This window comes from Exiguobacterium sp. s50 (assembly GCF_018618175.1).
Taxonomy (GTDB): domain Bacteria; phylum Bacillota; class Bacilli; order Exiguobacteriales; family Exiguobacteriaceae; genus Exiguobacterium; species Exiguobacterium chiriqhucha.
The window spans coordinates 126825-149297 of sequence record NZ_JACSLP010000001.1 but is presented as its reverse complement, the minus strand read 5'-3'; the positions used below and the strand labels follow the sequence as shown (position 1 = coordinate 149297).

Here is a 22473-nt window from a genome sequence, read left to right as displayed (position 1 = left end):
AACACCATCTTTTTTTAGAAATATCGCTTGCGCCACAAAATGTAAAAGGCGAGGCTTGAGAAACCGATCATCATCGTAATGGCGAACACAAAGCCGATCGGTTGTCCTTCCCACGGCACTTGGACGTTCATCCCGAATATTCCAGAAATCATCGTCGGAATACTAAGTACGATTGTGATCGAGGCCAAGAACTTCATGACGAAGTTGACGTTGTTCGAGATGATCGAACCGAAGGCGTCCATCTTGATGCTGATGATATCGTTATAAATCGACGCCATCTCCATCGCCTGACGGTGCTCGACGAACACGTCTTCGAGCAACTCCTCGTCTTCCTCGTGCTTCTCGAGACTCGGTGTCTTGACGATGCGATCGAGGACGCTGTCGTTCGCTTTGAGCGACGTCATGAAGTAGACGAGCGACTTCTGTAAGTTCATCAATTGAAAGATTTCCTGATTTCGCATCGAACGTTGCAACTCTTGCTCGAGCTCGTCCATGCGCCGATCGATTTGGCGAAGGAAGCGCAAGTACGTCATGCTGACTCGGTGCAAAATCTGAAAGACGAACCGGCTCCGGTAGTTCGTCCGGAACAAACGGGCTTTTCCGTTGGCGAACAAATTGAGCACGTCGAGGTCACGCGAACAGACGGTGATGAAGTGTCGTCCCGTGACGATAATCCCAAGTGGAATCGTATTATAGGCGCGTCCTGTGTCGTCTTCTTCCACATATGGGACGTCAATGATCATGAGGAGGCCCTCATCATCTTTTTCAAATCGTGGTTTTTCTTCAATATCAAGCGGGTCGTAGACGAAATCTTCAGGAATGCCGGAGGCGGCGATGACTTGATCGGCCTCATCTTTCGTCGGATTGACGAGTTGAATCCAGCTCCCTTTGTCAAAGTCTTCGATTTCGTCGACACGCCCAGATGCGTCGGTACGGTAAATCGTTAGCATAATGTTCCTCCTACCTTAGCTCAACCTAATTATAGGTAGGCGAATGGGAGAGTGCAATCGGAAAAGGAGGAGTTTTTTTGTTTTTTCTCGAAAACATGCTACAGTGGTTAGGAATGTTAGTAGGATTGAAGCAAAGGAGGGATGGAGTTGTCACAAACGCCCCATAATGCTCTGTTTAACGAAGAAAAGTTGGCGGAGCTCCATCAAATCGCTAGCGGAAATAAAGATTTCTTAAAAAAGATTGCCGAGACATATATCCGCCAATTCGAGGCGAAATTCCCGGAATTGAGACGCATGGTGCTGGAACGAAACCATGAACAAATCGAACAGCTCGCCCACTTGTTGAAAGGGGCCTCCTATTCTGTCGGCCTCGACGAGACGGCTGCCCGGTTCCAACAGCTCGAAGTGGCTGGAGAGACGAACGAGACCGAAAACCTTGAACCGATTCTCGACGACATCGAAGCCGATATGCGTCGCTTCGACCAAGAATGGGAAGCGCGCTTGAATGCATTATCATAAATAAAACGGGATTTCGCCGCAAGGCGAAGTCCCGTTTTTCGGATTAGGCTAAAAATTCGTCGAGTGTGGCAATCAACATGCCAATCTCTGGCTTCGTGATTTGGGCGTTCGCCCCGACCGCGTCGCCTTTATGTTTCAAGTCGTCCGAGATGAGCGAAGAGAAGATGATGATCGGCAGGTCGGCGAAACGATCCATCTCACGGAGTCGTTTCGTCAAATGCAAGCCGTCCATTTGCGGCATCTCGATATCGGTGATCAGCAAGTCACAATGGACGTCGCTCTGTTCGAACGCATCGAGCGCTTCCTTCCCGTTATTGAAAATCGTCGTGTTGAAATAGCCGGCGTCATCGAGCGTATCGATGATGAGCGTCCGCAACATCTCCGAGTCTTCCGCGATCCAGACGTGTTTGTTCGAGCGCTCCCGGGCACCGAGTCGTTTGACCGATTCACGGGCCATGATGTCTTTACGGGACAGTTCGAGGGCGATGCGCTCGTAGTCAAGAAGGATGATCATCTGGTCGCCTGTCTTGACGACCCCGTTCGTGATTCCTTGCATGCCGCGTGCGAGATCAGACGGCGTGTCGATCTGTTCCCAAGAGATACGCTTAATCTCTGTCACTTGATCGACGCGGAGCACCGATTTCTCTCCGTTAAACTCACAGACGATCAAGCGATCGTTGTCTCCGACGTCACGCGGATGTCCGATGACCATCGGTAAATCGATGACCGTCATGACCTCACCGCGGAGCTCAATCAACCCCATGATTGCTTCCGGAGTGCCCGGGAGCGGAGTGAGGGGAAGCATCGTGATGATCTCACGTACCTTCATGACGTTAATCCCGAAAATGAACGGGCCTGACTGGAAAATGACGATCTCTAATTCGTTCGTGCCTGCCTCAAGTAAAATATTATGATCCATGCTCACTGGTGGTCCCTCCTAGTTCACGTACTCTCATCTCTTCTATCGGTCGATTTGATGAACATCTTCAGTTGAAAGTGGCAAAGTCGAGGCGGAATTGACAAAAAATTGACGAGTAACCGTTTACATTACATAAACTGAATCTTTATAGTTGTTCAACCGATTTGATTTTGCATACAATGGGGGTGGCAACGAGATATCAAAGCTTACTCAGGAGGCAGATAGAGATTATGAGTATGAACACGTATCCATATTTAATTAATGGACAATGGCAGGAATCGACAACGAACGAAACAATCGAACTCGTTTCACCTTATACAGATGAAGTCGTCGGGCACGTCCAGGCGATGTCTCGCGACGAAGTCGACGAGGCGATTCACGGCGCGAAAAGCGCACAACAGGAATGGGCGGCGCTTCCGGTCAACAAGCGTGCCGAACTGTTGTACGCTTGGGCGGACAAACTCGAAGAACGCGTTGATGAGATCGGTCAAATCATCATGCGCGAAGTCGGCAAGAACTTGAGCGACGCGAAGAAAGAAGTCGTCCGGACGGCGGAAATCATCCGCTATACGGCCGAAGAAGGTCTTCGCTTCACGGGCGGGTTCATGCAAGGGGACTCATTCCCTGGCGGTTCGAAGAACAAGATGGCAATCATCAAGAAAGAAGCTCTCGGTGTCGTCCTCGCGATTTCACCATTCAACTACCCGGTGAACTTGGCAGCAGCCAAAATCGCACCGGCGCTCATCACAGGTAACGCGGTCGTCTTCAAACCGGCGACACAAGGTGCCATCAGTGGTGTGAAGATGATCGAGGCACTCCAAGATGCAGGTCTTCCAAGCGGTCTCTTGAACCTCGTCACAGGGCGCGGGTCGGTCATCGGTGACTACTTGACGTCACACCCTGGCATCGACATGATCACGTTCACGGGCGGTACCGGGACAGGTCAACACTTGTCGCAACAAGCATCGATGGTACCTGTCGTGCTCGAACTTGGCGGGAAAGATCCGGCGCTCGTCCTCGAAGACGCAGACCTCACGCTCGCGGCTGATCAAATCGTCAGCGGGGCGTTCTCGTATTCAGGACAACGCTGTACGGCGATTAAGCGCGTATTCGTGCTCGAGCACCAAGCAGACGAACTCGTCGGCATGTTGAAAGAGCGCGTCGAGAAGCTCACGGTCGGGTCACCGGTCGATAACAGCTTCATCGTCCCACTCATTGACAAGAAGTCGGCGGATTACGTCCAAGGCTTGATTGACGATGCCGTCAACAAGCAAGCGACGGTCGTCCACGGAAACGAGCGCGACGGCAACCTCTTGCACCCGACGCTCCTCGACCACGTCACACGTGAAATGCGTGTCGCTTGGGAAGAGCCGTTCGGACCAGTCTTGCCGATCATCCGCGTCAACTCGCTCGACGAGATGATTGAACTCACGAACGAGTCTGAGTTCGGTCTTCAAGCGAGTGTGTTCACGCAAAACGTGAACAGCGCCTTCACGGTCGCCGACAAGCTCGACGTCGGTACGGTCCAAGTGAACGGCCGCACGGAACGTGGCCCAGACCACTTCCCGTTCATCGGCGTGAAACAGTCAGGCCTCGGTGTTCAAGGGATTGGACGCAGCCTCGAGACGATGACACGAGATAAAGTCACGGTCATCAACCTATAAGACATCGGAGAGGAGAAATCCTCTCCTTTTTTTGTGTGATTGAAATCCATTCTTATCGACAGGTATAATGAGTGAAGATAGGTGGAAGGGGTTGTGGGGACGTGGCGAACTGGATTTCAAGCCAACTGGCAAGACTCGATATACCGACGCCGTTCGAGGTCGGCAACGTAAACGTTTATGTCGTCGAACACATGAACCGTTTCTTTATGGTCGATTGCGGACCGGATACGGAAGAGGCGTGGACCTCATTGACGACACAACTGGCCGAGCTCGAGTTGACGCTCGCGGATATTGATTTTTTATTTTTGACGCACCATCATGCCGACCATGCGGGTCAGGCGTGGCGTCTGCGTGACGCCTCGATTCCCGTCTACGGACATGAGAAGCTCGTTCGCTATTTAGAACAGACACCGAACTTCATCAAACGGGGCAACCAGTTTTTGCACGATCTGGCGCACTGGTTCGGGACCCCGGAGACGATTGTGAACAAATTGCCCGATTATCGGGAGGCACTGCGCTGGATCGGTCCGACGACTGTGACGATGACATTCGAGGATGGACAGGACGTGACGAGCGACGGGGCGTGGAAGACGATCCATCTGCCTGGGCATGCGAGTGACCAGCTCGGACTGCTCGGTCCAGGTGGCGTGTTAATCGCGGGCGACCATTTAATCGATGCGGTCGAACCGAACCCGCTCATCGAGCAGCCGTACGAAGAGGAAGGGTTCGCTTCGCCGGTCGTCCTGTATCTCGATTCGCTGCGGAAACTGCAGTCGGTCGACTTGAAGCTCGTCGTGAGCGGGCATGGGGAACCGATTCACAAACCGCGTCCATTGATTGAGGCCCGTATCAGTCAGCGCTATGAGCGAAGTGAACTGCTCCTGAACGACTGGGTGGACGGCTTGAGCGTTTTCGATTGGTCGATGCGCCTGTATGGACGCAAGATGCGGCGGGCGATGCCGCTCGTCTTCAGTGAGGTGTTCGCCCGGTTGACGTTGCTCGAGGAACGTGGGCGCGTCGTCAAACAGTTGACGGATGGAAAATGGATTTATGTGAGAGTGGAGGACATCGTAGAATGAGACATATTGTCATCACGGGTGCGTCGAGCGGCTTTGGGGCCGCGCTGGCGCATTCTTTTTATGAGTCGGGTGCCCGATTGACGTTGATTGCACGGAACGAGGAGCGGTTGCGCGAACTCGGACAGAAGTTATCGGCCGATTGGATGGTGGCCGACGTCTGTACCGACTATGACACGCTCGTGGCCCAAGTCGAACGTACATATGGAGCAATCGACGTCTGGGTGAACAATGCCGGAATCGGCGAGTTCGACCGGGTCGTCGATCAAACGACCGACGTCATCGAGGAGATGATGCGCTTGAACGCGATCGCACCGATGTTGCTCGCGCGTGATTGTGCGCGAACGATGCGCCGTGGCAGTACGATCATCAACGTCTGCTCGCAAGCGGCAAAAGTCCCGACCCCAAAATCGGCCGTCTATGCCGGATCGAAAGCGGCGCTGCTCCAGTTCTCGAACGCGCTCCGGTTGGAACTGAAGCCGGCTGGGATTCATGTATTGACCGTCAACCCGGGACCGATTGCGACGCCGTTTTTTCTCCGGGCCGACAAGAGTGGACGTTACGAAGCGAGTGTGAAATCAATTATGCTCGATCCCAATCGTCTCGCGAAACGCGTCGTCGCAGCATGTGAGGCGTCGAAACGTGAAGTGAACGCCCCGTGGTGGATGGAACTTGGCGCGAAACTGTACGCAATGTGCCCGGTCATGTTCGAACGGCTCGCAAAACGGGGATTTGACAGAAAGTAAATGCGTCAACATAGAGAAAAAAAGGGGGAGACACGATGCGCCGATTGAAACAGTTTGGCTTGATGCTGTCACTCATCTTCCTCGCTGCCTGCGGGACGACGCGCGCCGAAATCGCACCGACGTTCGAACAGGCGGCCGAAGAAGCGAAACAGTCGACGGTCAATTTTTATATGTGGGGAGGCGATGACGGCATCAATCGCTATATCGATGAGTATGTCGCGCCCCGCCTGAAAGAGACGTATGACGTGGAGTTGAACCGCGTCCCGATGGACACGGCTGAATTCGTGCGTCAATTGTCGCTCGACAAGCGGGCGAATCGAGAAGAAGGAACGATTGACCTCGTGTGGATCAATGGAGACAATTTCCGTAACGCTGCCGAGGCGGATTTGTTGCAGGGTGACCTGCTCGACAAAATCCCGAACGCCAAGTTATTGAACGAGGAAGCGCAAGCGACCGATGCGGGAACTCCGACGAACGGGCTCGAAGTCGCTTGGGGGAACGTGCAGTTCGTCATGCACTATGATGCGGACAAAGTCAAAAATCCGCCGACGACGTTCGACGAATTACATCGTTGGACCGAAGAAAATCCTGGCCGTTTCACGTATCCTGAAGTGACAGACTTCACAGGAAACGCGTTCGTCCGCCATCTGCTCTACGCCGAGTATGGGACTGAGGCCGGTGACGGTGAGATTCCAGACGAGTTCTGGGAGAAGCTTGCGGCGTGGTCGCCGACCCTATGGAAACAAGGGACGACGTATCCGAAATCGCTGGCCCAGCTCGACCAGTTGTACGCCGCGGGTGACGTCTGGATGACGATGGGCTTCAATGAACGACGCGCCGAGGCCGAGCGTGAAAATGGCGTGTTTCCTAGTGGGACACGGGCACTCGTGCTCGAACATTCGATCGCCTCGACGCATTTTCTCGCCGTTCCATTTAACGCCAAAAATCCGAACGGTGCGCTCGTGGTCATCAATGAGTTGTTGTCGCCCGAAGCCCAGCTCGCCAAACAAGACTCGACGTACTGGGGAGACGGGACATCGCTCGATTTGACCAAACTCGATACGGCAGACCGTGACGCATTCTTAAAGCTCGATGAAGGTGTCACTTATCCTGACCCGGAACGTCTCGCCGAACGCTCAATCCCTGACTATGGTCCAGCCGTGATCGATGCGATTCGTGAGGAGTGGGACCGTGTCGCGAAGTAGTCTATGGCTTAGTCTGTTCGTTCTGGCATTACCGTTCACCGGTGTTGCCTTTCTGATTTACGAGACCATAGGGTTCGACTGGTCTGAGTTGAACGACGCGGCGTGGCGTGCCAGTCTCGCCGTGACGCTGTATGTGACAGTCGTTTCGACGATCCTCTCACTTGTCATCGGGACGTGGCTCGCCCGTTCGGTGTATCGACATCGGTCGACGTGGCTCGCGTCACTTCTCAGATGGCCGATGTTCATACCGCACGTCGCAGCCGCGTATTTATTTTATTTGTTGTTCTCAGGCGTCTTCCCATTCTATGGATTGATTGAGGCGAATGAACGCCACCATCTCGTCGTCATCTTCACGTATGTTTGGAAAGAAGTGCCATTCGTGTTTTTGATGGTGATTGGGACGTATGCCCAATTGAATCGGGGTTATTTGGATATGGCGAAAACACTTCAACTCACGCCGTTTAAACAATTTAAAGTGGCGGAATGGCCATTCCTCGTTAAACCGCTCCTCGATTCGTTTTGGGTGCTCGTCGCTTTTATCTCGTTTGCCTATGAAGTGCCGGCCTTGTTAGGGGTCACCTTCCCTGAACTGCTCGGGGTACTCGCCTACGAACGATTAACGACCGGGTTGTTTTTAAATGCGTACGAGTCGTATGCGGTCGCCCTCATCTGGACGCTATTCATCTTTATTGGTGTCATTAGCTCCTATGCGGTGACGGCGAAACGACGACGACGTATCGAACGGGGGGTGAGACGATGAGTCGGATTCTCACCGCTGGCTTGATCCTGTTCCCATTCATCGGGCTGTTTTTGGCGTTCCCGGCCGCTTTCAGTTGGGATGAGGCGTTCGGAAACACGGTCATCTATGTCATCATCCTCGGCTTCATCAACGTATGGCTCGGTATCGGTACGGCTTGGTGGCTTATGTTCACCGAGTCGAGATGGAAAACTTCAGTCGAATGGTTCACGTTCCTTCCACTGTTCATCCCGGTCATGGCCAGCATGTTCGGCATGTATATCGCTTTGGCGCAACTCGGCCTTGTCGGCACGCACATTGGAGTTGGCCTCGTCCTGCTCGTCACGACGTTGCCGTATTCCATCCGGCTGGCATATAACGCCATGTATGTGATTGGCCGAACGCTTCTTGAACAGACGTTGATGCTCGCCCCGTGGACCCGGTTCGGTCTCGTGCTATTCCCGCTCTTGAAAGAGACGATTCGAACGATCGTCTTGTTCTCGACGGTTATCGTCTTGAGTCAATTCGTGCTCGTTCAATTGATCGGAGCGGGGCTCGTTCCGACGGTCACAACGCGGCTTTATCAGTCCTATGCAGGCAATGACGTCTCGCTGGCGTTACAGAATACATGGGTGCTCATCCTCGTTCCGGTCCTCCTCTATCTTGGGCTCGGCGGACTGTTCGGCATCTGGATTAGATTGGTGAAAGGACGGTTGCAATGAGCTTAGTATTATCAGGCGTTCATAAACGCTTTAAAGACCGTGACGTGTTACGCGGCATTGATCTAGAAATTCCGAACGGCGAGATTCATGCTCTCGTCGGCGTGAGCGGGTCCGGGAAGTCGACGTTGCTCCGCATCATTGCAGGATTAGAGACACACGACTCCGGGACAGTGACGTGGGAGGAGACACCGCTTGACGGAGTGCCACCTCACTTGCGCCGGATCACGATGTTGTCGCAATCCCCGCTCTTGTTCCCACATTTGACGGTCGGGGAGAACGTGACACTCGCCACACCGAACCGATCGCGCCAAGAAGCAGAGACATGGCTCGCCCGCGTCCGGCTGCCTGGTCGCTATGACGCTGAGATTCACGAGCTTTCCGGCGGAGAACAACAACGCGTGAGCTTTTCCCGGGCACTCGCGGCTTCACCGCGGCTCATTCTGCTCGATGAGCCGTTCACGAACCTCGATCCCGAGCTCAAATATGAGTTGCAACGTTTGATTCGCGACCTCGTTCGTGAACTTGGATTGACGGCGCTCCTCGTGACGCATGACCGGGAAGAAGCGATGCTCGTCGCTGACCGGGTGACCCTGCTCGAAGCGGGGCTCGTCCGCGCGAGCGGCACCCCACAAGCGTTATCCGAGACGGAATCGACGTTCGGCGACTTTATCGAACTGGGTGGCAGTCTGTATCCCTCGCTTCATATCGAGGTGACGGACTCCCCGACGGACGAGACGGTCGTGCTGATCCGGTCGTTCACGCGATTCGGGCATCGTCTCGGCGAATATCGCCGCGGCCAGGGGGACTACGTCATCTTGCCACGGGATGAATCGTTCCGAGACGGTGAGACGTATTATTTACGTAAGAGACAAGGAGGAATATGATGTTAGACACATACGGTAGCCGGTTCGTTCGTCCCGTCATCGAACGTGGGGCCGATCGGCTCTTGAAATGGAAGTTCACCCCGAATGAGGTGACCGTCCTCGGGGGCATCATCGGCGTTTCGGTCTGTCTCTTCATTTACAACGACATGCTGTGGACGGCCGTCTTGCTATTATGGGTGTCCGGTCTGTTCGACGTCCTCGATGGGACGATGGCGCGTCGCTCGCAAAAAACTAGCTTCGGGACGGTACTCGATCTCGTGTTCGACCGCATCGTCGAGATTGCCGTCGTCATCGCGCTCGCCTTACGCCATCCGGAGCATATGCCGGTCTTTCTGCTGTTGCTCGGGTCGTTCGTCGTGGCGATGACATTGTTCCTCGCCGTTGGGGCGAGCAGCTCCCGTCGGTCGGAGAAGTCGTTTTATTACCAACCTGGTATTTTAGAACGGACGGAATGCTTCATCTTGTTCACGCTCATGATTTTATTCCCGACATGGATTGGCGTCATCGCGACGATTTTCCTCGTCCTTGAAGTGTCGACCATTTTACAGCGGTTGTTAGAAGCGCGGCGGATTTTACGATGAAGCCGCGTCTCGTCCTCGTCGGACTCGGTCACGGGCAACTTGAGATTCTCGCTCGGCTCGACGCGCTCCATGAACGGTATGACGTCCAGTATATCGGGGGACGCGAAACGATATACACGGGCGCGTTCCCGCAAGTGATCGCCGGGGAGATGGAATCGGCGACGACACGGTTGCGCCCTGATGTCACGCCGGTCGCCAATCGCCTCATCGGGCTCGATCCGGATGCCCGAATCGTCGAGACCGAACACGGGCAAGTCGGATATGATCTCCTCGTGCTCGCGACCGGTGCGAAAAGTCGTGGACTCGGGACGGGCCTCAAACCGATGACGTCATATGTGTTGGACGACATTCTCAACAGTGAGGCGGTCACCGTCGTCGGCGGTGGCAAGGCCGGGGTCGAGCTCGCCTTCGCATGCATCCGACAAAAGCGGCGCGTGACATTGTATGCGCGTCGCCTGTTGCCTGAACTCCCACGGCGCGTCGCTCAGCGTATGGCACGTCGTCTCGTCCGGAGCGGCGTGACGATCATCCTGGCCCCGTTCCAACCCGGACAAGGGGACGGACTCGTCTTGGATGCGACCGGTGTCGTCGCCGACGACTGGTGGTCAGCGGCCGGACTGGCGGAAGAAGCGGCGTTCATCGAGACCGAAGACGATTTACGGCACCCGGTCTATCGCGATATCTTTGTTACGGGCGATATGGCAGCCCGATTGAACGGCGGCGTCGATGCCGTCCGCTCGGGCCGACACGTCGCACGTCTGCTGCTGGGCACAAAGCGGCCGTTCAAATCACGGACATCGCTCAACATCTTGCTGACGACTCCGGGACAAGCACTCTTGACGTACGGGAAGTTGACGTGGCACGGGCGGTTACCGTTTTGGTTGAAACGGACAATCGACCGACGCTACGTCGAACGATTTACTTGAAAGAACGAAAAAAGACGACCATGACGGTCGTCTTTTTGTTTAGTCGTTCAACGTATCGAGGAACGAGCGGATTTGCATCTCTGTCTTGGCGTTCGCCGAGTGGAGATGCTCTTGTTTGACGCCTTCTTTATAGAAGAGAAGCGAGGGAATGCCCCGTACTTCTTGCGCGTCCGACAGTTCCGGCAATTCGTCGCGGTCGACGACGTACCAGTTGAACTGTGGGTAGTCTTTGACGAGCTCGTCGACGTACATGTCGAGTCGACGGCAGTCAGGGCACCATGACGTCGTGAAGACGACCATGCCTTTATCTTGAATGGCTTCTTGGAATTGCTGATCGGATTGAATCGGTTTCATAAAAAATCTCTCCCTTCACGTATATTGTCTGTGTAATCGCAATGGGCGTCAACCGATTGGCATTCTCGGTCGCGCTGCAATATGTGATACACTAATAAAAATAGAACCGCAAGGGATAGGTGATGGTTATGGCGTTACGTCATGCACTACTCGGGTTATTGACCCATCAACCCGCTACCGGCTATGCCTTGAACGCGACGTTCAAAGCGCAAATGATTCATTTTTGGCACGCCCATCATACACAGATTTACCGTGAACTGTTAAAAATGGAAGACGAAGCACTCGTCTCCTCTGAGCATGTGGCCCAACATGATTTACCGGACAAAAAGATTTACTCGATCACCGACACGGGACGTCAAGAGTTGATCGACTGGTTGCGGCAACCGACCTCGTACCAACCGAAAATGAAAGACGAGAACTTGCTCCGGGTCAGCCTGTTGCAGTTGCTCCCGCTCGACGAGGCGATTCGCTACGTCGAAGAGACGAAAGCGCATCACGAGCAAGTCGCCCATCAAATCCGGGCGTTTCAAGCGGCCCATCAGTCCGAGGCCGATACGCTCGGCTATTTACTGACGAGCGAGTATGCGATTCGGATGATGGAAAACTACGCCGGTTGGGCCGATTGGGCCATCGAACAAATGAAACAACGTGACACCGATGCGACCTGACGTTCAGGTCGCATGTTTTGTGTAGGGGTGAATAGGCAGCCGTGCCAACAGCTCATCAAGTTTGTCCGAATCGACGTCGGCTTGATTGGCGGCAATCAATTCGTTCAATTGATCGACCGAAGAGGCACCCGGCAGGACGACGGCACACGTTCGTTTCGCGGCGGCAAGGGCGTAAGCTTGAATCGGCGTCGGGATCGTCGGCAACACGTCGCGTAACTCTGATGCAGTCCATGCTTCGAAGCCTTTGTCCGTCAAGCGCTCGGACCACTCGGCGGTCAATAGTCCTTTGGCGAGCGGTCCGCGCCCGACAATCGGGATGTCGAGGTCGAGTGATTCGACGCGACGATCGAGCAACGAATAGGGCGTCATCAAGACGTCGAGTTCACCGTGCTCGAGCCAATAGTGAATGACGTTCGGACGAATCGAGGACAGTCCGATTTGTCGGACGACCCCGGCTTGTTTTTGCCGGCGCATGAAGGCGATTGTCTCATCGAGGTCGTCCTCGATCGTGCCGCCATGGACGTAATATAAATCCAAATAGTCAGTCTGGAGACGTTCGAGCGAATCGGCGAGCGCCTGCTCCAAATACGCGGCGCTCGGATCCCAGCGCATCCCATCCTCCGTTCGCACGTTCCCGCCCTTGCTCGTCAAGAACAGTTCGTTCCGGCGTCCGGCAAACGTCGAACCGACTAGACGTTCCACCTTGAAGTGATCGTAGACGTCGGCCGTATCGAAATGCCGAATCCCAGCGTCGTAGGCGGCCTCTAGAATCCGACGACCTTCTGCTTCCCCGTGTTTTAAAATCGACATGGTTCCTAATCCTAACTCTGCCATTGATAATTCCTCCTTGTTCCGTCTGACGATATGAATCATAATCACAGTATATAGGAAAAGTGAGGGGTACATACAAATGGAAGAGAAAACGATTGAACGGGAAGTCATTTACGAAGGAAAGATCTTTAACGTTGAGAAACACGTCGTCTCGCTCCCGAACGGAGGGACCTCGGTCCGTGAACTCGTCTACCATAACGGGGCCGTCGCCGTCCTCGTCGTCGATGAAGACGATCGCATCGTCCTCGTCGAGCAGTACCGGAAAGCGTTTGAATCGATGTCACTCGAGATTCCGGCCGGTAAATTAGAAGTCGGTGAGGAACCGCTCGCGAGCGCGAAGCGCGAACTCGAAGAAGAGACCGGTTATACGGCCGAGACGCTCGAAAAAATCTTCTCATTTTACGGGGCACCCGGTTTTTGTAGTGAACGGGTCGATGTCTATGTCGCCCATGGCTTGACGGCCGGTACGATGAACCTTGATGAGGACGAGTTTTTACAAGTCCAACGCTTCACGTTCGACGAAGCGGTCGACTTGCTGGCGAGTGGCCGCATCACTGACGCGAAGACGATTATGGCGATTCAGTGGTGGCAATTATCTAAATTGAAATGATTCTAAACTAGAGTGAGATATGTTACACTTACATAGGAATCATTTTAATTTGAAAAACCGGACGAACTTCGGTATGCTTTGAATAGTGAATTATGCTAAGAGGGGGCGCCTTATGGAAACGCGAATTGAACGGATCAAACAGCAATTGAGCGCCAAAGGATATAAATTGACACCGCAACGAGAATCAACTGTCCGGATTCTACTTGAGAATGAGACGGACCATTTGAGCGCAGAGAACGTGTTCATGCTCGTCAAAAGCATCGCACCGGAAATCGGGCTCGCGACCGTCTATCGGACGCTGGAGCTATTGACGGAGCTCGGTGTCGTCGACAAAGTCAACTTCGGTGACGGCGTCGCCCGTTTCGACCTCAGACCAGAAGGCGCGAACCATTCGCACCATCATCTCGTCTGTGTCGAGTGCGGTTCGGTCGAGGAGATCATGGAAGACTTGCTCGTCGACGTCGAGAAGAAAGTCGAAAGCAAATACGAATTTTTAATCAAAGACCATCGCTTGACGTTTCACGGCATCTGTAAAGTTTGCCAAGCCAAAGGCGTCACGCTCGAGGGTCACAAAGCAGTCATCAACGGATAAAGCAAGACAGGCAGCCCCTCAAAGGCTGCCTGTCTTTTGTATGTCGTCACGTCGTCAAGTAACGGGACAAGACGGTGGCGATCCCGTCTTCATTGTTCGATGTCGTCACTTCCGTGGCGATGGTCAAGATGTCCTCGACGGCGTTGCCCATGGCGACGCCGATGCCGGCATACTCGATGATCGACCGGTCGTTATGCCCGTCACCGAACGCGATGACACGGTCGCGGCTGATCCCGATGTTTTGGAACACATGGTCGAGCGCCCGGGCCTTGTCGATGCCGAGATCTGTGAACTCGTAGTACATGGCGGCCGTGAACATGCCGGTGACGCGGTCCGTGAACGGTCCGGCGAGAGAAGCGGCATGCGCCTGCAGATAGTCAGGTTGTCCCGCGACGAGAATCTTATAGACGGGGAAATGGATGGCGTCGGCGAGACGGGGTGCTTCCCGTAATCGGAACCGACCGCCGCGCGACTCATACTCAATAATATTGAACGGCTCACCGTTCAACTCGAGCATGCCGTTGAAGACGTCATTGACATACATATACGTCTCGTCATTGATCATCGGAATGACGTCGAAGCCGGTCAAATGATCCAAAATGGCACGAGCGTCGTTCGGATGAATCGCCTGTTCGAACAATGTTTCATTCGTCGCAGCATCCGTGACGCACGCCCCGTTCGAGGAGACGATGAGTCCCCCGTATTCATGCAGTCTGAGCTCTTCGGCGAACGGTTCGATGCCCCGTTTCGGCCGGCCGGAGGCGAGTACGACTTTTTTGCCTTCCGCCTGGAGGTCGAGCAATATCTGTTTCGTGCGCGGTGAAATCATCTTCTGGTCGGTCAATAACGTTCCGTCAAGGTCGAGTAAAATCGCCTGAATCATCGTCTCATCTCCTTAAATCGTCAATTCAAGTTTATTTTGTTCGGGGTCGAGCAGGACACTTTCATAATAACCGTCTCCCGTCGTCCGCGGTCCGTCGATGAGCGGATACCCGTCGACTTCGAGTCGTCGTGTCAACGCATCGACCGCCTCTTTGCTACCGAGCGCGAACGCGATATGCGCGTAGCCAATCGTTTCGCGTGGTGTGCCTTGGACGTCCGGGCGTCGCATCAACTCGAGCCGGCATGTCGAATCAGGGAACGTCAAAAAATAGGATTCGAACTGTTTTTGTTCGTTCGTATACTTGTCGTTCGCAGTTGCCCCGAGGTACGTCTCGTAGAAGCGGCGCATCGGTTCGAGGTCGTTCACCCATATGGCGATGTGTTCGATTTTCATGTGAGTTCCTCCTTTGATGGTTGGTGCATGATCAAGTTCAAGCGTTCCGTGTTCAAGAGCATCCCGAGCATGATCAAGACGGTCACGAGCGGGAATAGGCCGAGCGACGTCTGAGACACGATGAGTCCGAATAGCGGTGGCAGGAACGTGCTGCCCGTGTAGGCGAACGCCATCTGGAAGCCCATCAACCGTTTTGCCCGTTCCTTCCCGAACCGCTGCGGCGTCTCATGAAGCATGCTCGGGTAAATCGGGGCCAAGCCTAGCCCGATACAAATCAATCCGATCATCATCGCTCCGGTCGCCGGAATGAGAAACACGAGGCTACCGATTAAAGCGAAGGTTTGCCCGAGCCGAATCATTTGTCGATTCGTGAAGCGGAACGAGAGGAACCCGCTCAGGAAGCGACCGAGCGTGATGCTGCCGTAATAGATTGAAACCCACGTCGCGGCCGTCGCGACAGAGAACTGTTTCATCTGGACGAGATAACTGCTGGCCCACAGGCCGATGAGCGCCTCAATCCCACAATAGAGCAGGAACGTGGCCAGCGCATACGAGAGGCCTTTCGGCATCTTTCGTTCGAGCGCGGCCGCAGCCGTCTCTTGTCGTTCGAGCGTGGAGGGCTCCGTTTTGATTTCGCGCTTCCAAAGCGGGAACGACAGGAGCAGGAGGAAGGCGAGCGCGAACTGAATCAACGCGACGATTAAATAGCCGTCACGCCAACCGCTCTCCGTCAAGACACCGGCCATGACGAGCGGTCCGCCCGTCGCTCCGACGCCCCAGAAACAATGGAGCCAGTTCATATGGTGCGCCTGATAGTTTTCTGCGACGTAATGGTTGAGCGCGGCATCGACCGCCCCGGCACCAAGTCCGAGTGGAATCGATAGGACGAACAGCCAAATCAAGGACGGGGCCGCGTAAAAGCCGAGCAGGCACATTGCCGTCACGAGTCCGGAGCCGAACGTGACTTGCTTCGTATCGAAACGTTCGAGCAACCTACCGCTGAGTAGGCTCGATAAAATCGTGCCTGCAGCAATGGTCATAAAAATCCATCCGGCCATCGAGATCGGGGCGTTGAACTCGACGTGCATCAACGGCCAACTGACACCGAGCAAGGCGTCGGGCAGGCCAAGACTGATAAAGGCAATGTAAATCACGGTCAATAATAAAAATCCTGTCATAATTCACCTCTTCAAATCGATTCAAGGATCAACCCGACGCAACGTCGAGCTAAGCCTGCGAAATAATCTTCCTCCCATATGCCGATCAATAAATCTGGGGTGTGAGCCGCCGGAATATGACGCTGGCAGGCGTGCCGAATCCCCTCCAACTCGGTATCGACGAGATCGACGTCCGAAAAAATGATGGCGTGCGGATTGAGCGTCGCGGTGAAGGTCGCGACGAGCCGACCGAGCGCATCGAGCGCGGCGTCCGACAATGGGGCCGGGGCCGACCGCTCACTCGCTATCCGGTCATGAAACGTCGAGTCGTCATAGAGCGGTAGAAACGAGATCTCCCCGCTGAACCCGGTCTTTCCACGGATGAGCTGTCCGTTGATGAGTATCCCGGCACCGGGTCCGTTTTTTCCCAGATAGATGTAGACGATTGACTGGTCGCCAGTGAGTTCGTGCGTGTGTCCGTATCCATAGACAGCCGCGTTCATGTCGTTCTCGATGACGGCAGGGCGAGCGGTGCGTGACTCGACCCAATGTTTCAAGTCGAGGTGTGCGAACGTCGTATAGTCCGGGGCGAAGATGACCGTCCCGTCCGCGACGGCCGCCGCGACACCGATGGAGATCGCACTCACGTCGGAGGTCTGGTCCAACTGTCGATCGAGTACCGCACCGAGCGCACCAAGGTGGTCCCCGTCTAGAATCATTTGCGTCCCGTCGTCAATCGTTGCGCCTTTGCAATCGATGAGACGATAGCGGACTACCGTCTTCTCGACGTATAGCGTCAATCCGTGCGTGAACCTCTCATTATAGATGTAACGTTTGGCAGGGCGTCCGCCGCGTGAGTCCTCAAATCCGTGTTCGAACACTTCACCGGCTTGCATCAACTGCTCTAACTGCTTCTTGACGGTCGGAAAGCTGAGCCGGGTCGCCTCCGAGATGGCGGCGACGGTCGAGCGGCCGTTCAAGACGAGTTGCCGTCTGACGGCGACCGTCAGATTAGTAGTGGTCTGGTCCATGGACGACTCCTTCCTAACTTTTTAAATTGGTTTAATAAGTCGACTTGAGTGTACCAAATCGTGACGAGATTCGTAAGCCCCCAATCGGAAGGAAAGCGTAAAAACCTCACCAAAATCCGTCACAAAAAAGCTTTAAAAAAAATGAGGTCAGACGTCTTCACAACGGTTTACATAAGTGATATGATGTAAGCGTATTCAGGTGTAACGAGAAAGGAGGGGGATGTCATGCGTTCGCAAGTCGAGTCATTTTTGCAGTACATGACGGTAGAAAAACGAATGTCAACGAACACGAGACAAGCCTATGCGAGCGATTTGACCCAGTACTTATCGACGTTGACCCAACTCGGGGTGACCGAATGGAATGAAGTCACGCGGGCACATATCGTCAAGCATATGGAAGAGTTGTCGCAAGCCGGTCGGGCCGCCTCATCATTGCGGAGGGCCGTCAGTTCGATTCGGACGTTCCATCATCATTTAAAGATGACGGGTGGGGCAACGACTGACCCGGCGCTCTATTTAGAGACGCCGAAAGCAGAGCGCCATCTGCCGGACACGTGGTCGCAAGACGAAGTCGAGCGGTTACTCGACAGCGTTCCGACGTCAGACCCGCTTGCGCTGCGCGATCGGGCCATGCTCGAACTGCTCTACGGCACGGGCATGCGCGTCAGTGAACTTCTTGGGCTCGATTTGGATGATTTACAGTTCGAATTGGGGTATCTACAGTGTGAAGGCAAAGGCGAGAGTGCCCGGATTATCCCGGTGTCATCGGTCGCCCAGAGTTTTGTCGAACGCTATATCCAGCAGGCGCGTAACGGGCTCGGTGGTCGGGAGACCGAGGCGTTGTTCTTGAACGGACGTGGCGGCCGGCTCAGTCGTCAAGGATTCTGGAAGATGATTAAACGACGGGCCAAAGAGGCTGGCATTCAAAAAGAGATCACGCCGCACGTACTCCGGCATTCGTTCGCGACACACTTGCTTGAGAACGGCGCCGACCTTCGGGCCATTCAACAGATGCTCGGGCATGCAGACCTCTCCACGACTCAAATTTACACACATGTCAATAAGGCACGACTTCATGATGTCTATCGAAAACATCACCCGCGTGCGTAACGACACCAAAGGAGGAACTTTTTGTGAAGAAATTTAAACGTATTTTCTTGGTCGTCATGGACTCGGTCGGAATCGGGGAGTCCCCGGATGCCGATCAGTTCGGTGACGTCGGTTCGGACACGCTCGGACATATCGCCCGTGAGCACGGTGGTTTAAACATGCCGCACATGGGCCGTCTCGGCTTGTCGAATATTAAACCGATTGAAGGAATCGAATCATCGGAGACGCCTAGCGCCTACGGACGCATGGAAGAGATTTCAGCAGGTAAAGACACGATGACCGGCCATTGGGAGATCATGGGCCTTCATATCGATACGCCGTTTCGCGTCTTCGAAGAGTTCCCGGATGACTTGATCAATCGTCTCAAAGAGTTCAGCGGTCGCGACATCATCGGTAATAAGCCGGCATCAGGCACAGAGATTTTGGATGAGCTCGGTGAAGAACACGTCAACACGGGCGCCTTGATCGTCTACACGTCGGCTGATTCGGTGCTTCAAATCGCGGCGCATGAAGAAGTCGTCCCGCTCGACGAGTTGTATCGCATCTGCGAATACGCCCGTGAAATCACGCGCGAAGACCCGTACATGCTCGGTCGCATCATCGCCCGCCCGTTCCTCGGAACACCTGGCGCTTGGGTCCGTACGTCGAACCGCCACGACTATGCGCTCAAACCGTTCGGCAAGACGGTCATGAACACGCTCGAGACGGCCGGTAAAGACGTGATCGCCCTCGGGAAAATCAGCGATATTTACGACGGCGAAGGCGTCACGAAAGCGATTCGGACGAAGTCGAACATGGACGGGATGGACAAGCTTGTCGAATCGCTCGATGAAGACTTCGAAGGACTCTGCTTCTTGAACCTCGTTGACTTTGACGCACTCTTCGGTCACCGCCGTGACCCAGAAGGCTATGCGATCGCGCTTGAAGAGTATGACGCCCGTCTACCAGAAGTGATGGAGAAGTTGCGTGAAGACGACTTGCTCATCATCACGGCCGACCACGGGAACGATCCGACGGCACCAGGCACGGACCATACGCGTGAATACGTGCCGCTCATCGTTCATCATCACGGCGCGACAGCAGTCGACCTCGGGATTCGAGGAACGTTCGCCGACATCGGCGCCACAGTCGCGGATAACTTCGATGTCGATGCACCAGCACACGGAAAGAGTTTCTTAAACGAAATTTGAGGAGGCACTACTCATGGTAAATTGGAACGAAACAAAGGCATTTTTACAGGAACGCATGAACGGAACACCAGAAATCGGACTCATCCTCGGCTCAGGACTCGGCGTCCTCGCCGATGAGATCGAGAACGCGGTCAAAATCCCTTACGAGGACATCCCGCACTTCCCGGTATCGACCGTCGAAGGACACGCTGGACAACTCGTCTTCGGTGACCTCGAAGGAAAACGCGTCGTCGCGATGCAAGGACGATTCCATTTCTATGAAGGTTACTCGATGGAACAAGTCACGTTCCCGGTCCGCGTCCTCAAATTGATCGGTGTCGAGACGCTCATCGTCACGAACGCGGCTGGTGCTTGCAACGAGTCGTTCAACCCGGGCGATTTGATGATCATCACGGATCACATCAACTTCTTCGGCACGAGCCCGCTCATCGGCAAGAACGCGAGCGACTTCGGGACACGTTTCCCAGATATGTCAGAAGCGTATGATAAAGAGCTCGTCACGTTGACGGAAGGTGTCGCTGCGAAGCTCGGCCTCTCGATTCAAAAAGGCGTCTATTTCGGAAACACAGGTCCGACATACGAGACACCAGCCGAAGTGAAGATGGCACGCCTCCTCGGCGGCGACGTCGTCGGCATGTCGACGGTACCTGAAGTCATCGTGGCCCGTCATTCGGATATGCGTGTGCTTGGCATCTCGTGCGTGTCGAACATGGCAGCCGGGATTTTAGATCAACCGCTCAACCATGAAGAGGTCATCGAGACGACAGAACGCGTCCGCCAAGACTTCCTTTCACTCGTACGCGGCACGATTCAAAGCATGTAACCACTACCCAATTAGGAGGACGAAACTTATGCGCATGGTCGATTTGATTTTGAAAAAACGTAACGGTGGCGAATTAAACGAAGAGGAGATTCGCTTCATCATCGAAGGCTTCACGAACGAGACGATTCCTGATTATCAGATGTCGGCCCTTTCAATGGCGATTTACTTTAACGGCATGACAGAGAAAGAGACGGCAGCCTTGACTATGGAGATGGTCAAGTCTGGTGACGTCATCGATCTTTCGAACATCCAAGGTAAAAAAGTCGATAAACACTCGACCGGCGGTGTCGGTGACAAAATCAGCTTAATCGTCGCTCCGCTCGTCGCGTCAATCGGCATTCCGGTCGCGAAGATGAGCGGGCGCGGTCTCGGCCACACGGGCGGGACAATCGATAAGCTCGAATCGTTCCCTGGTTTCAACGTCGAGTTGACGGAAGAACAGTTCACGAAGCAAGTCAACGATATCAAGATGTCCATCATCGGTCAGACGGGTAACTTGACGCCTGCCGACAAACGTCTTTACGCACTCCGTGACGTGACGGCGACGGTCGATTCGATCCCGCTCATCGCGAGCTCGATCATGTCGAAGAAAATCGCGGCCGGTGCCGACAGCATCGTCCTCGACGTCAAGACGGGTTCAGGCGCGTTCATGAAGTCGTTCGATGATGCAAAAGCGCTCGCTGAAGAGATGGTCGCGATCGGGAAGAACGTCGGCCGTCAAACGGTTGCCGTCATCACGGACATGGACCAGCCGCTCGGTTTCGAAATCGGGAACGCGAATGAAGTGAAAGAAGCGATCGAAGTCCTCTCGGGCAAAGACGTGAACGACTTGAAGACGATTGCCCTCACGATCGCCGGCCATATGGCTGTACTTGGAGAGTTCTATCTGACGTTCGACGAGGCGTACGCTGACCTCGAGAAACGGATGGCGGATGGTCATGCCCTCGAAGTGTTCCGTCAGTTCGTAGCGGCACAAGGTGGCGACGCGTCGCTCGTCGATGACTTGTCGAAACTTCCGCAAGCGAAGTATGAGACGACGTTCGTCGCGAAACAAGCGGGTTACGTCGAGTCGATTATCGCTGACGAAGTCGGTGTGGCAGCGATGCTCCTCGGCGCAGGTCGGGCGACAAAAGATGATCAGCTCGACTTTGCGGCCGGTATCACGCTCGAGAAGAAAGTCGGTGACAAGGTCGAAGCCGGTGACGTGATCGCCGTGCTCCGTTCGAACAAAGAAGATATGACCTCTGCGCTCGAGCGGATGGACCACGCGTATACGATCGGTGCGACAGAGCCGACGGCGCGTCCACTCGTCCACGCTGTCATCCAGTAAGTAGCTAGTCAGAACGTCTGTTTCCACAAAATAGTGGAGACAGACGGTTTTTTTTGATAGAATGGGCAATGTGTGAGTGAGAAAGATAATATGAACATAAAGGGGTAACTTGATATGAAAAAAGGATCAATGAAATTAGAGAACGGCGAAATGATCGAATTCGATTTGTTCCACGATGCGGCACCGATCACGGTTGAAAACTTCGAGAAGCTCGCGAACAGCGGTTTCTATAACGGTTTGACATTCCACCGGGTCATCCCAGGCTTCGTCAGCCAAGGCGGCTGCCCAGAAGGCACAGGCATGGGCGGCGCAGGCTACACGATCCCATGTGAGACGTCGACGTCATTCCCGTACAAGCATGAAGCCGGTTCGCTCTCAATGGCGCACGCTGGACGCAACACGGGCTCGTCACAGTTCTTTATCGTCCATGAGCCACAACCGCACCTTGATGGCGTCCACACGGTCTTCGGAAAAGTGACGTCTGGCCTCGAGTACGCGGTCAAACTTCGTCAAGGCACGAAGATGGCCGAAGTCAAAGTTTGGGACGAGAATTGATTTCTGCCTGAATGTTAT

Annotated in this window: 26 protein-coding genes; 18 read left to right on the top strand and 8 right to left on the bottom strand. The window is 54.3% G+C overall.

Annotated elements, in window-relative coordinates; translation table 11 throughout:
- Positions 1 to 14 precede the first annotated feature (14 nt).
- Complete coding sequence (locus KNP68_RS00800) at positions 15 to 950, bottom strand: magnesium transporter CorA family protein (RefSeq protein ID WP_021067655.1); 936 nt, start codon at positions 948 to 950, stop codon at positions 15 to 17.
- Between the two features lie 141 nt (positions 951 to 1091).
- Between KNP68_RS00800 and KNP68_RS00795 the strand changes: the two genes are divergently transcribed.
- The gene (locus KNP68_RS00795; protein ID WP_058763867.1) at positions 1092 to 1469 is read left to right on the top strand and encodes an Hpt domain-containing protein; all 378 of its coding nucleotides are present in this window, start codon (positions 1092 to 1094) and stop codon (positions 1467 to 1469) included.
- 43 nt (positions 1470 to 1512) lie between these two features.
- Here the strand turns inward: KNP68_RS00795 and KNP68_RS00790 are convergent, their stop codons facing one another.
- Entirely contained in the window at positions 1513 to 2388 is an 876-nt protein-coding gene (locus tag KNP68_RS00790; protein ID WP_021067653.1) for a chemotaxis protein CheV, read from the bottom strand.
- A 227-nt stretch (positions 2389 to 2615) separates the two neighbouring features.
- Here KNP68_RS00790 and KNP68_RS00785 point away from each other — a divergent pair, with 227 nt between their 5' ends.
- The 9 genes from KNP68_RS00785 (at position 2616) to KNP68_RS00745 (ending at position 10928) form a co-directional block, all read left to right on the top strand.
- Positions 2616 to 4052 carry an NADP-dependent glyceraldehyde-3-phosphate dehydrogenase gene (locus KNP68_RS00785; protein ID WP_029595305.1) on the top strand — a complete coding sequence of 479 codons (1437 nt, stop codon included), beginning with the start codon at positions 2616 to 2618 and terminating at the stop codon, positions 4050 to 4052.
- A 101-nt stretch (positions 4053 to 4153) separates the two neighbouring features.
- Positions 4154 to 5131, top strand: coding sequence for an MBL fold metallo-hydrolase (locus KNP68_RS00780; RefSeq protein ID WP_021067651.1), 978 nt, complete (start codon positions 4154 to 4156; stop codon positions 5129 to 5131).
- Complete coding sequence (locus tag KNP68_RS00775) at positions 5128 to 5874, top strand: SDR family NAD(P)-dependent oxidoreductase (protein WP_214798433.1); 747 nt, start codon at positions 5128 to 5130, stop codon at positions 5872 to 5874. Before KNP68_RS00780 ends, KNP68_RS00775 begins: the two co-directional genes overlap by 4 nt.
- A gap of 35 nt (positions 5875 to 5909) precedes the next feature.
- Positions 5910 to 7079, top strand: a complete 1170-nt coding sequence (locus KNP68_RS00770) for an ABC transporter substrate-binding protein (RefSeq protein WP_214798430.1) — start codon at positions 5910 to 5912, stop codon at positions 7077 to 7079.
- Positions 7066 to 7839 (top strand): ABC transporter permease subunit, encoded by a 774-nt coding sequence (locus tag KNP68_RS00765; protein ID WP_214798427.1) that lies wholly within the window; start codon positions 7066 to 7068, stop codon positions 7837 to 7839. The genes KNP68_RS00770 and KNP68_RS00765 overlap by 14 nt, the downstream gene beginning before the upstream one ends.
- Complete coding sequence (locus tag KNP68_RS00760) at positions 7836 to 8537, top strand: ABC transporter permease (RefSeq protein ID WP_021067647.1); 702 nt, start codon at positions 7836 to 7838, stop codon at positions 8535 to 8537. Before KNP68_RS00765 ends, KNP68_RS00760 begins: the two co-directional genes overlap by 4 nt.
- Positions 8534 to 9421: an ABC transporter ATP-binding protein gene (locus KNP68_RS00755; RefSeq protein WP_214798424.1), complete on the top strand. Its 888-nt coding sequence runs from the start codon at positions 8534 to 8536 to the stop codon at positions 9419 to 9421. The genes KNP68_RS00760 and KNP68_RS00755 overlap by 4 nt, the downstream gene beginning before the upstream one ends.
- A complete protein-coding gene (locus KNP68_RS00750) occupies positions 9421 to 10002 on the top strand; it encodes a CDP-alcohol phosphatidyltransferase family protein (protein ID WP_214798421.1) in 582 nt (193 codons plus the stop codon). Before KNP68_RS00755 ends, KNP68_RS00750 begins: the two co-directional genes overlap by 1 nt.
- Positions 9999 to 10928 (top strand): NAD(P)/FAD-dependent oxidoreductase, encoded by a 930-nt coding sequence (locus tag KNP68_RS00745; protein WP_214798418.1) that lies wholly within the window; start codon positions 9999 to 10001, stop codon positions 10926 to 10928. Before KNP68_RS00750 ends, KNP68_RS00745 begins: the two co-directional genes overlap by 4 nt.
- Positions 10929 to 10967: 39 nt before the next feature.
- Here the strand turns inward: KNP68_RS00745 and KNP68_RS00740 are convergent, their stop codons facing one another.
- Positions 10968 to 11282: a thioredoxin family protein gene (locus KNP68_RS00740; RefSeq protein WP_029595313.1), complete on the bottom strand. Its 315-nt coding sequence runs from the start codon at positions 11280 to 11282 to the stop codon at positions 10968 to 10970.
- A gap of 128 nt (positions 11283 to 11410) precedes the next feature.
- On the opposite strand from KNP68_RS00740, the gene KNP68_RS00735 reads away from it, so the two are divergent.
- Positions 11411 to 11950, top strand: a complete 540-nt coding sequence (locus KNP68_RS00735) for a PadR family transcriptional regulator (RefSeq protein ID WP_021067642.1) — start codon at positions 11411 to 11413, stop codon at positions 11948 to 11950.
- 3 nt (positions 11951 to 11953) lie between these two features.
- Here the strand turns inward: KNP68_RS00735 and KNP68_RS00730 are convergent, their stop codons facing one another.
- Positions 11954 to 12784 (bottom strand): aldo/keto reductase, encoded by an 831-nt coding sequence (locus KNP68_RS00730; RefSeq protein WP_214798415.1) that lies wholly within the window; start codon positions 12782 to 12784, stop codon positions 11954 to 11956.
- Positions 12785 to 12860: 76 nt separating this feature from the next.
- Here KNP68_RS00730 and KNP68_RS00725 point away from each other — a divergent pair, with 76 nt between their 5' ends.
- Both KNP68_RS00725 and fur read left to right on the top strand, forming a co-directional pair.
- Positions 12861 to 13391, top strand: a complete 531-nt coding sequence (locus KNP68_RS00725) for an NUDIX domain-containing protein (protein ID WP_021067640.1) — start codon at positions 12861 to 12863, stop codon at positions 13389 to 13391.
- A gap of 112 nt (positions 13392 to 13503) precedes the next feature.
- Positions 13504 to 13983, top strand: coding sequence for a ferric iron uptake transcriptional regulator (gene fur / locus KNP68_RS00720; RefSeq protein WP_016509373.1), 480 nt, complete (start codon positions 13504 to 13506; stop codon positions 13981 to 13983).
- Positions 13984 to 14029: 46 nt separating this feature from the next.
- Here fur and KNP68_RS00715 read toward each other — a convergent pair whose 3' ends face one another.
- The 4 genes from KNP68_RS00715 to KNP68_RS00700 are packed head-to-tail and all read right to left on the bottom strand — an operon-like array spanning position 14030 to position 17447.
- Positions 14030 to 14866, bottom strand: coding sequence for a Cof-type HAD-IIB family hydrolase (locus KNP68_RS00715; RefSeq protein ID WP_058763860.1), 837 nt, complete (start codon positions 14864 to 14866; stop codon positions 14030 to 14032).
- 12 nt (positions 14867 to 14878) lie between these two features.
- Complete coding sequence (locus KNP68_RS00710) at positions 14879 to 15259, bottom strand: VOC family protein (RefSeq protein WP_021067638.1); 381 nt, start codon at positions 15257 to 15259, stop codon at positions 14879 to 14881.
- Positions 15256 to 16437 carry an MFS transporter gene (locus KNP68_RS00705; RefSeq protein ID WP_214756565.1) on the bottom strand — a complete coding sequence of 394 codons (1182 nt, stop codon included), beginning with the start codon at positions 16435 to 16437 and terminating at the stop codon, positions 15256 to 15258. Before KNP68_RS00705 ends, KNP68_RS00710 begins: the two co-directional genes overlap by 4 nt.
- 11 nt (positions 16438 to 16448) lie before the next feature.
- Positions 16449 to 17447 (bottom strand): ROK family transcriptional regulator, encoded by a 999-nt coding sequence (locus tag KNP68_RS00700; RefSeq protein WP_021067636.1) that lies wholly within the window; start codon positions 17445 to 17447, stop codon positions 16449 to 16451.
- A 225-nt stretch (positions 17448 to 17672) separates the two neighbouring features.
- Here KNP68_RS00700 and xerD point away from each other — a divergent pair, with 225 nt between their 5' ends.
- The 5 genes from xerD to KNP68_RS00675 all read left to right on the top strand — a co-directional run bounded on the left by xerD (position 17673) and on the right by KNP68_RS00675 (position 22455).
- On the top strand, positions 17673 to 18557 hold the full coding sequence (gene xerD / locus KNP68_RS00695; RefSeq protein WP_021067635.1) for a site-specific tyrosine recombinase XerD: 885 nt from the start codon (positions 17673 to 17675) through the stop codon (positions 18555 to 18557).
- Between the two features lie 23 nt (positions 18558 to 18580).
- Positions 18581 to 19747 carry a phosphopentomutase gene (deoB, locus tag KNP68_RS00690; protein ID WP_058763853.1) on the top strand — a complete coding sequence of 389 codons (1167 nt, stop codon included), beginning with the start codon at positions 18581 to 18583 and terminating at the stop codon, positions 19745 to 19747.
- Positions 19748 to 19760: 13 nt separating this feature from the next.
- The gene (locus KNP68_RS00685; RefSeq protein ID WP_021067633.1) at positions 19761 to 20570 is read left to right on the top strand and encodes a purine-nucleoside phosphorylase; all 810 of its coding nucleotides are present in this window, start codon (positions 19761 to 19763) and stop codon (positions 20568 to 20570) included.
- Between the two features lie 28 nt (positions 20571 to 20598).
- Complete coding sequence (locus KNP68_RS00680) at positions 20599 to 21900, top strand: pyrimidine-nucleoside phosphorylase (protein WP_214798412.1); 1302 nt, start codon at positions 20599 to 20601, stop codon at positions 21898 to 21900.
- A 114-nt stretch (positions 21901 to 22014) separates the two neighbouring features.
- On the top strand, positions 22015 to 22455 hold the full coding sequence (locus tag KNP68_RS00675) for a peptidylprolyl isomerase (RefSeq protein WP_214798409.1): 441 nt from the start codon (positions 22015 to 22017) through the stop codon (positions 22453 to 22455).
- Positions 22456 to 22473: the final 18 nt, after the last annotated feature.

Bases quoted from the DNA above. Each gene is read 5' to 3' on its own strand.
- KNP68_RS00800 (WP_021067655.1), bottom strand. From the start codon at position 950: ATGCTAACGATTTACCGTACCGACGCATCTGGGCGTGTCGACGAAATC.
- KNP68_RS00685 (WP_021067633.1), top strand. From the start codon at position 19,761: ATGGTAAATTGGAACGAAACAAAGGCATTTTTACAGGAACGCATGAAC.
- KNP68_RS00710 (WP_021067638.1), bottom strand. From the start codon at position 15,259: ATGAAAATCGAACACATCGCCATATGGGTGAACGACCTCGAACCGATG.
- KNP68_RS00680 (WP_214798412.1), top strand. From the start codon at position 20,599: ATGCGCATGGTCGATTTGATTTTGAAAAAACGTAACGGTGGCGAATTA.
- KNP68_RS00705 (WP_214756565.1), bottom strand. From the start codon at position 16,437: ATGACAGGATTTTTATTATTGACCGTGATTTACATTGCCTTTATCAGT.
- KNP68_RS00740 (WP_029595313.1), bottom strand. From the start codon at position 11,282: ATGAAACCGATTCAATCCGATCAGCAATTCCAAGAAGCCATTCAAGAT.
- KNP68_RS00750 (WP_214798421.1), top strand. From the start codon at position 9,421: ATGTTAGACACATACGGTAGCCGGTTCGTTCGTCCCGTCATCGAACGT.
- KNP68_RS00725 (WP_021067640.1), top strand. From the start codon at position 12,861: ATGGAAGAGAAAACGATTGAACGGGAAGTCATTTACGAAGGAAAGATC.
- KNP68_RS00760 (WP_021067647.1), top strand. From the start codon at position 7,836: ATGAGTCGGATTCTCACCGCTGGCTTGATCCTGTTCCCATTCATCGGG.
- KNP68_RS00790 (WP_021067653.1), bottom strand. From the start codon at position 2,388: ATGGATCATAATATTTTACTTGAGGCAGGCACGAACGAATTAGAGATC.
- KNP68_RS00735 (WP_021067642.1), top strand. From the start codon at position 11,411: ATGGCGTTACGTCATGCACTACTCGGGTTATTGACCCATCAACCCGCT.
- KNP68_RS00730 (WP_214798415.1), bottom strand. From the start codon at position 12,784: ATGGCAGAGTTAGGATTAGGAACCATGTCGATTTTAAAACACGGGGAA.
- KNP68_RS00745 (WP_214798418.1), top strand. From the start codon at position 9,999: ATGAAGCCGCGTCTCGTCCTCGTCGGACTCGGTCACGGGCAACTTGAG.
- KNP68_RS00700 (WP_021067636.1), bottom strand. From the start codon at position 17,447: ATGGACCAGACCACTACTAATCTGACGGTCGCCGTCAGACGGCAACTC.
- KNP68_RS00715 (WP_058763860.1), bottom strand. From the start codon at position 14,866: ATGATTCAGGCGATTTTACTCGACCTTGACGGAACGTTATTGACCGAC.
- KNP68_RS00770 (WP_214798430.1), top strand. From the start codon at position 5,910: ATGCGCCGATTGAAACAGTTTGGCTTGATGCTGTCACTCATCTTCCTC.
- fur (WP_016509373.1), top strand. From the start codon at position 13,504: ATGGAAACGCGAATTGAACGGATCAAACAGCAATTGAGCGCCAAAGGA.
- KNP68_RS00755 (WP_214798424.1), top strand. From the start codon at position 8,534: ATGAGCTTAGTATTATCAGGCGTTCATAAACGCTTTAAAGACCGTGAC.
- KNP68_RS00795 (WP_058763867.1), top strand. From the start codon at position 1,092: ATGGAGTTGTCACAAACGCCCCATAATGCTCTGTTTAACGAAGAAAAG.
- xerD (WP_021067635.1), top strand. From the start codon at position 17,673: ATGCGTTCGCAAGTCGAGTCATTTTTGCAGTACATGACGGTAGAAAAA.
- KNP68_RS00775 (WP_214798433.1), top strand. From the start codon at position 5,128: ATGAGACATATTGTCATCACGGGTGCGTCGAGCGGCTTTGGGGCCGCG.
- KNP68_RS00675 (WP_214798409.1), top strand. From the start codon at position 22,015: ATGAAAAAAGGATCAATGAAATTAGAGAACGGCGAAATGATCGAATTC.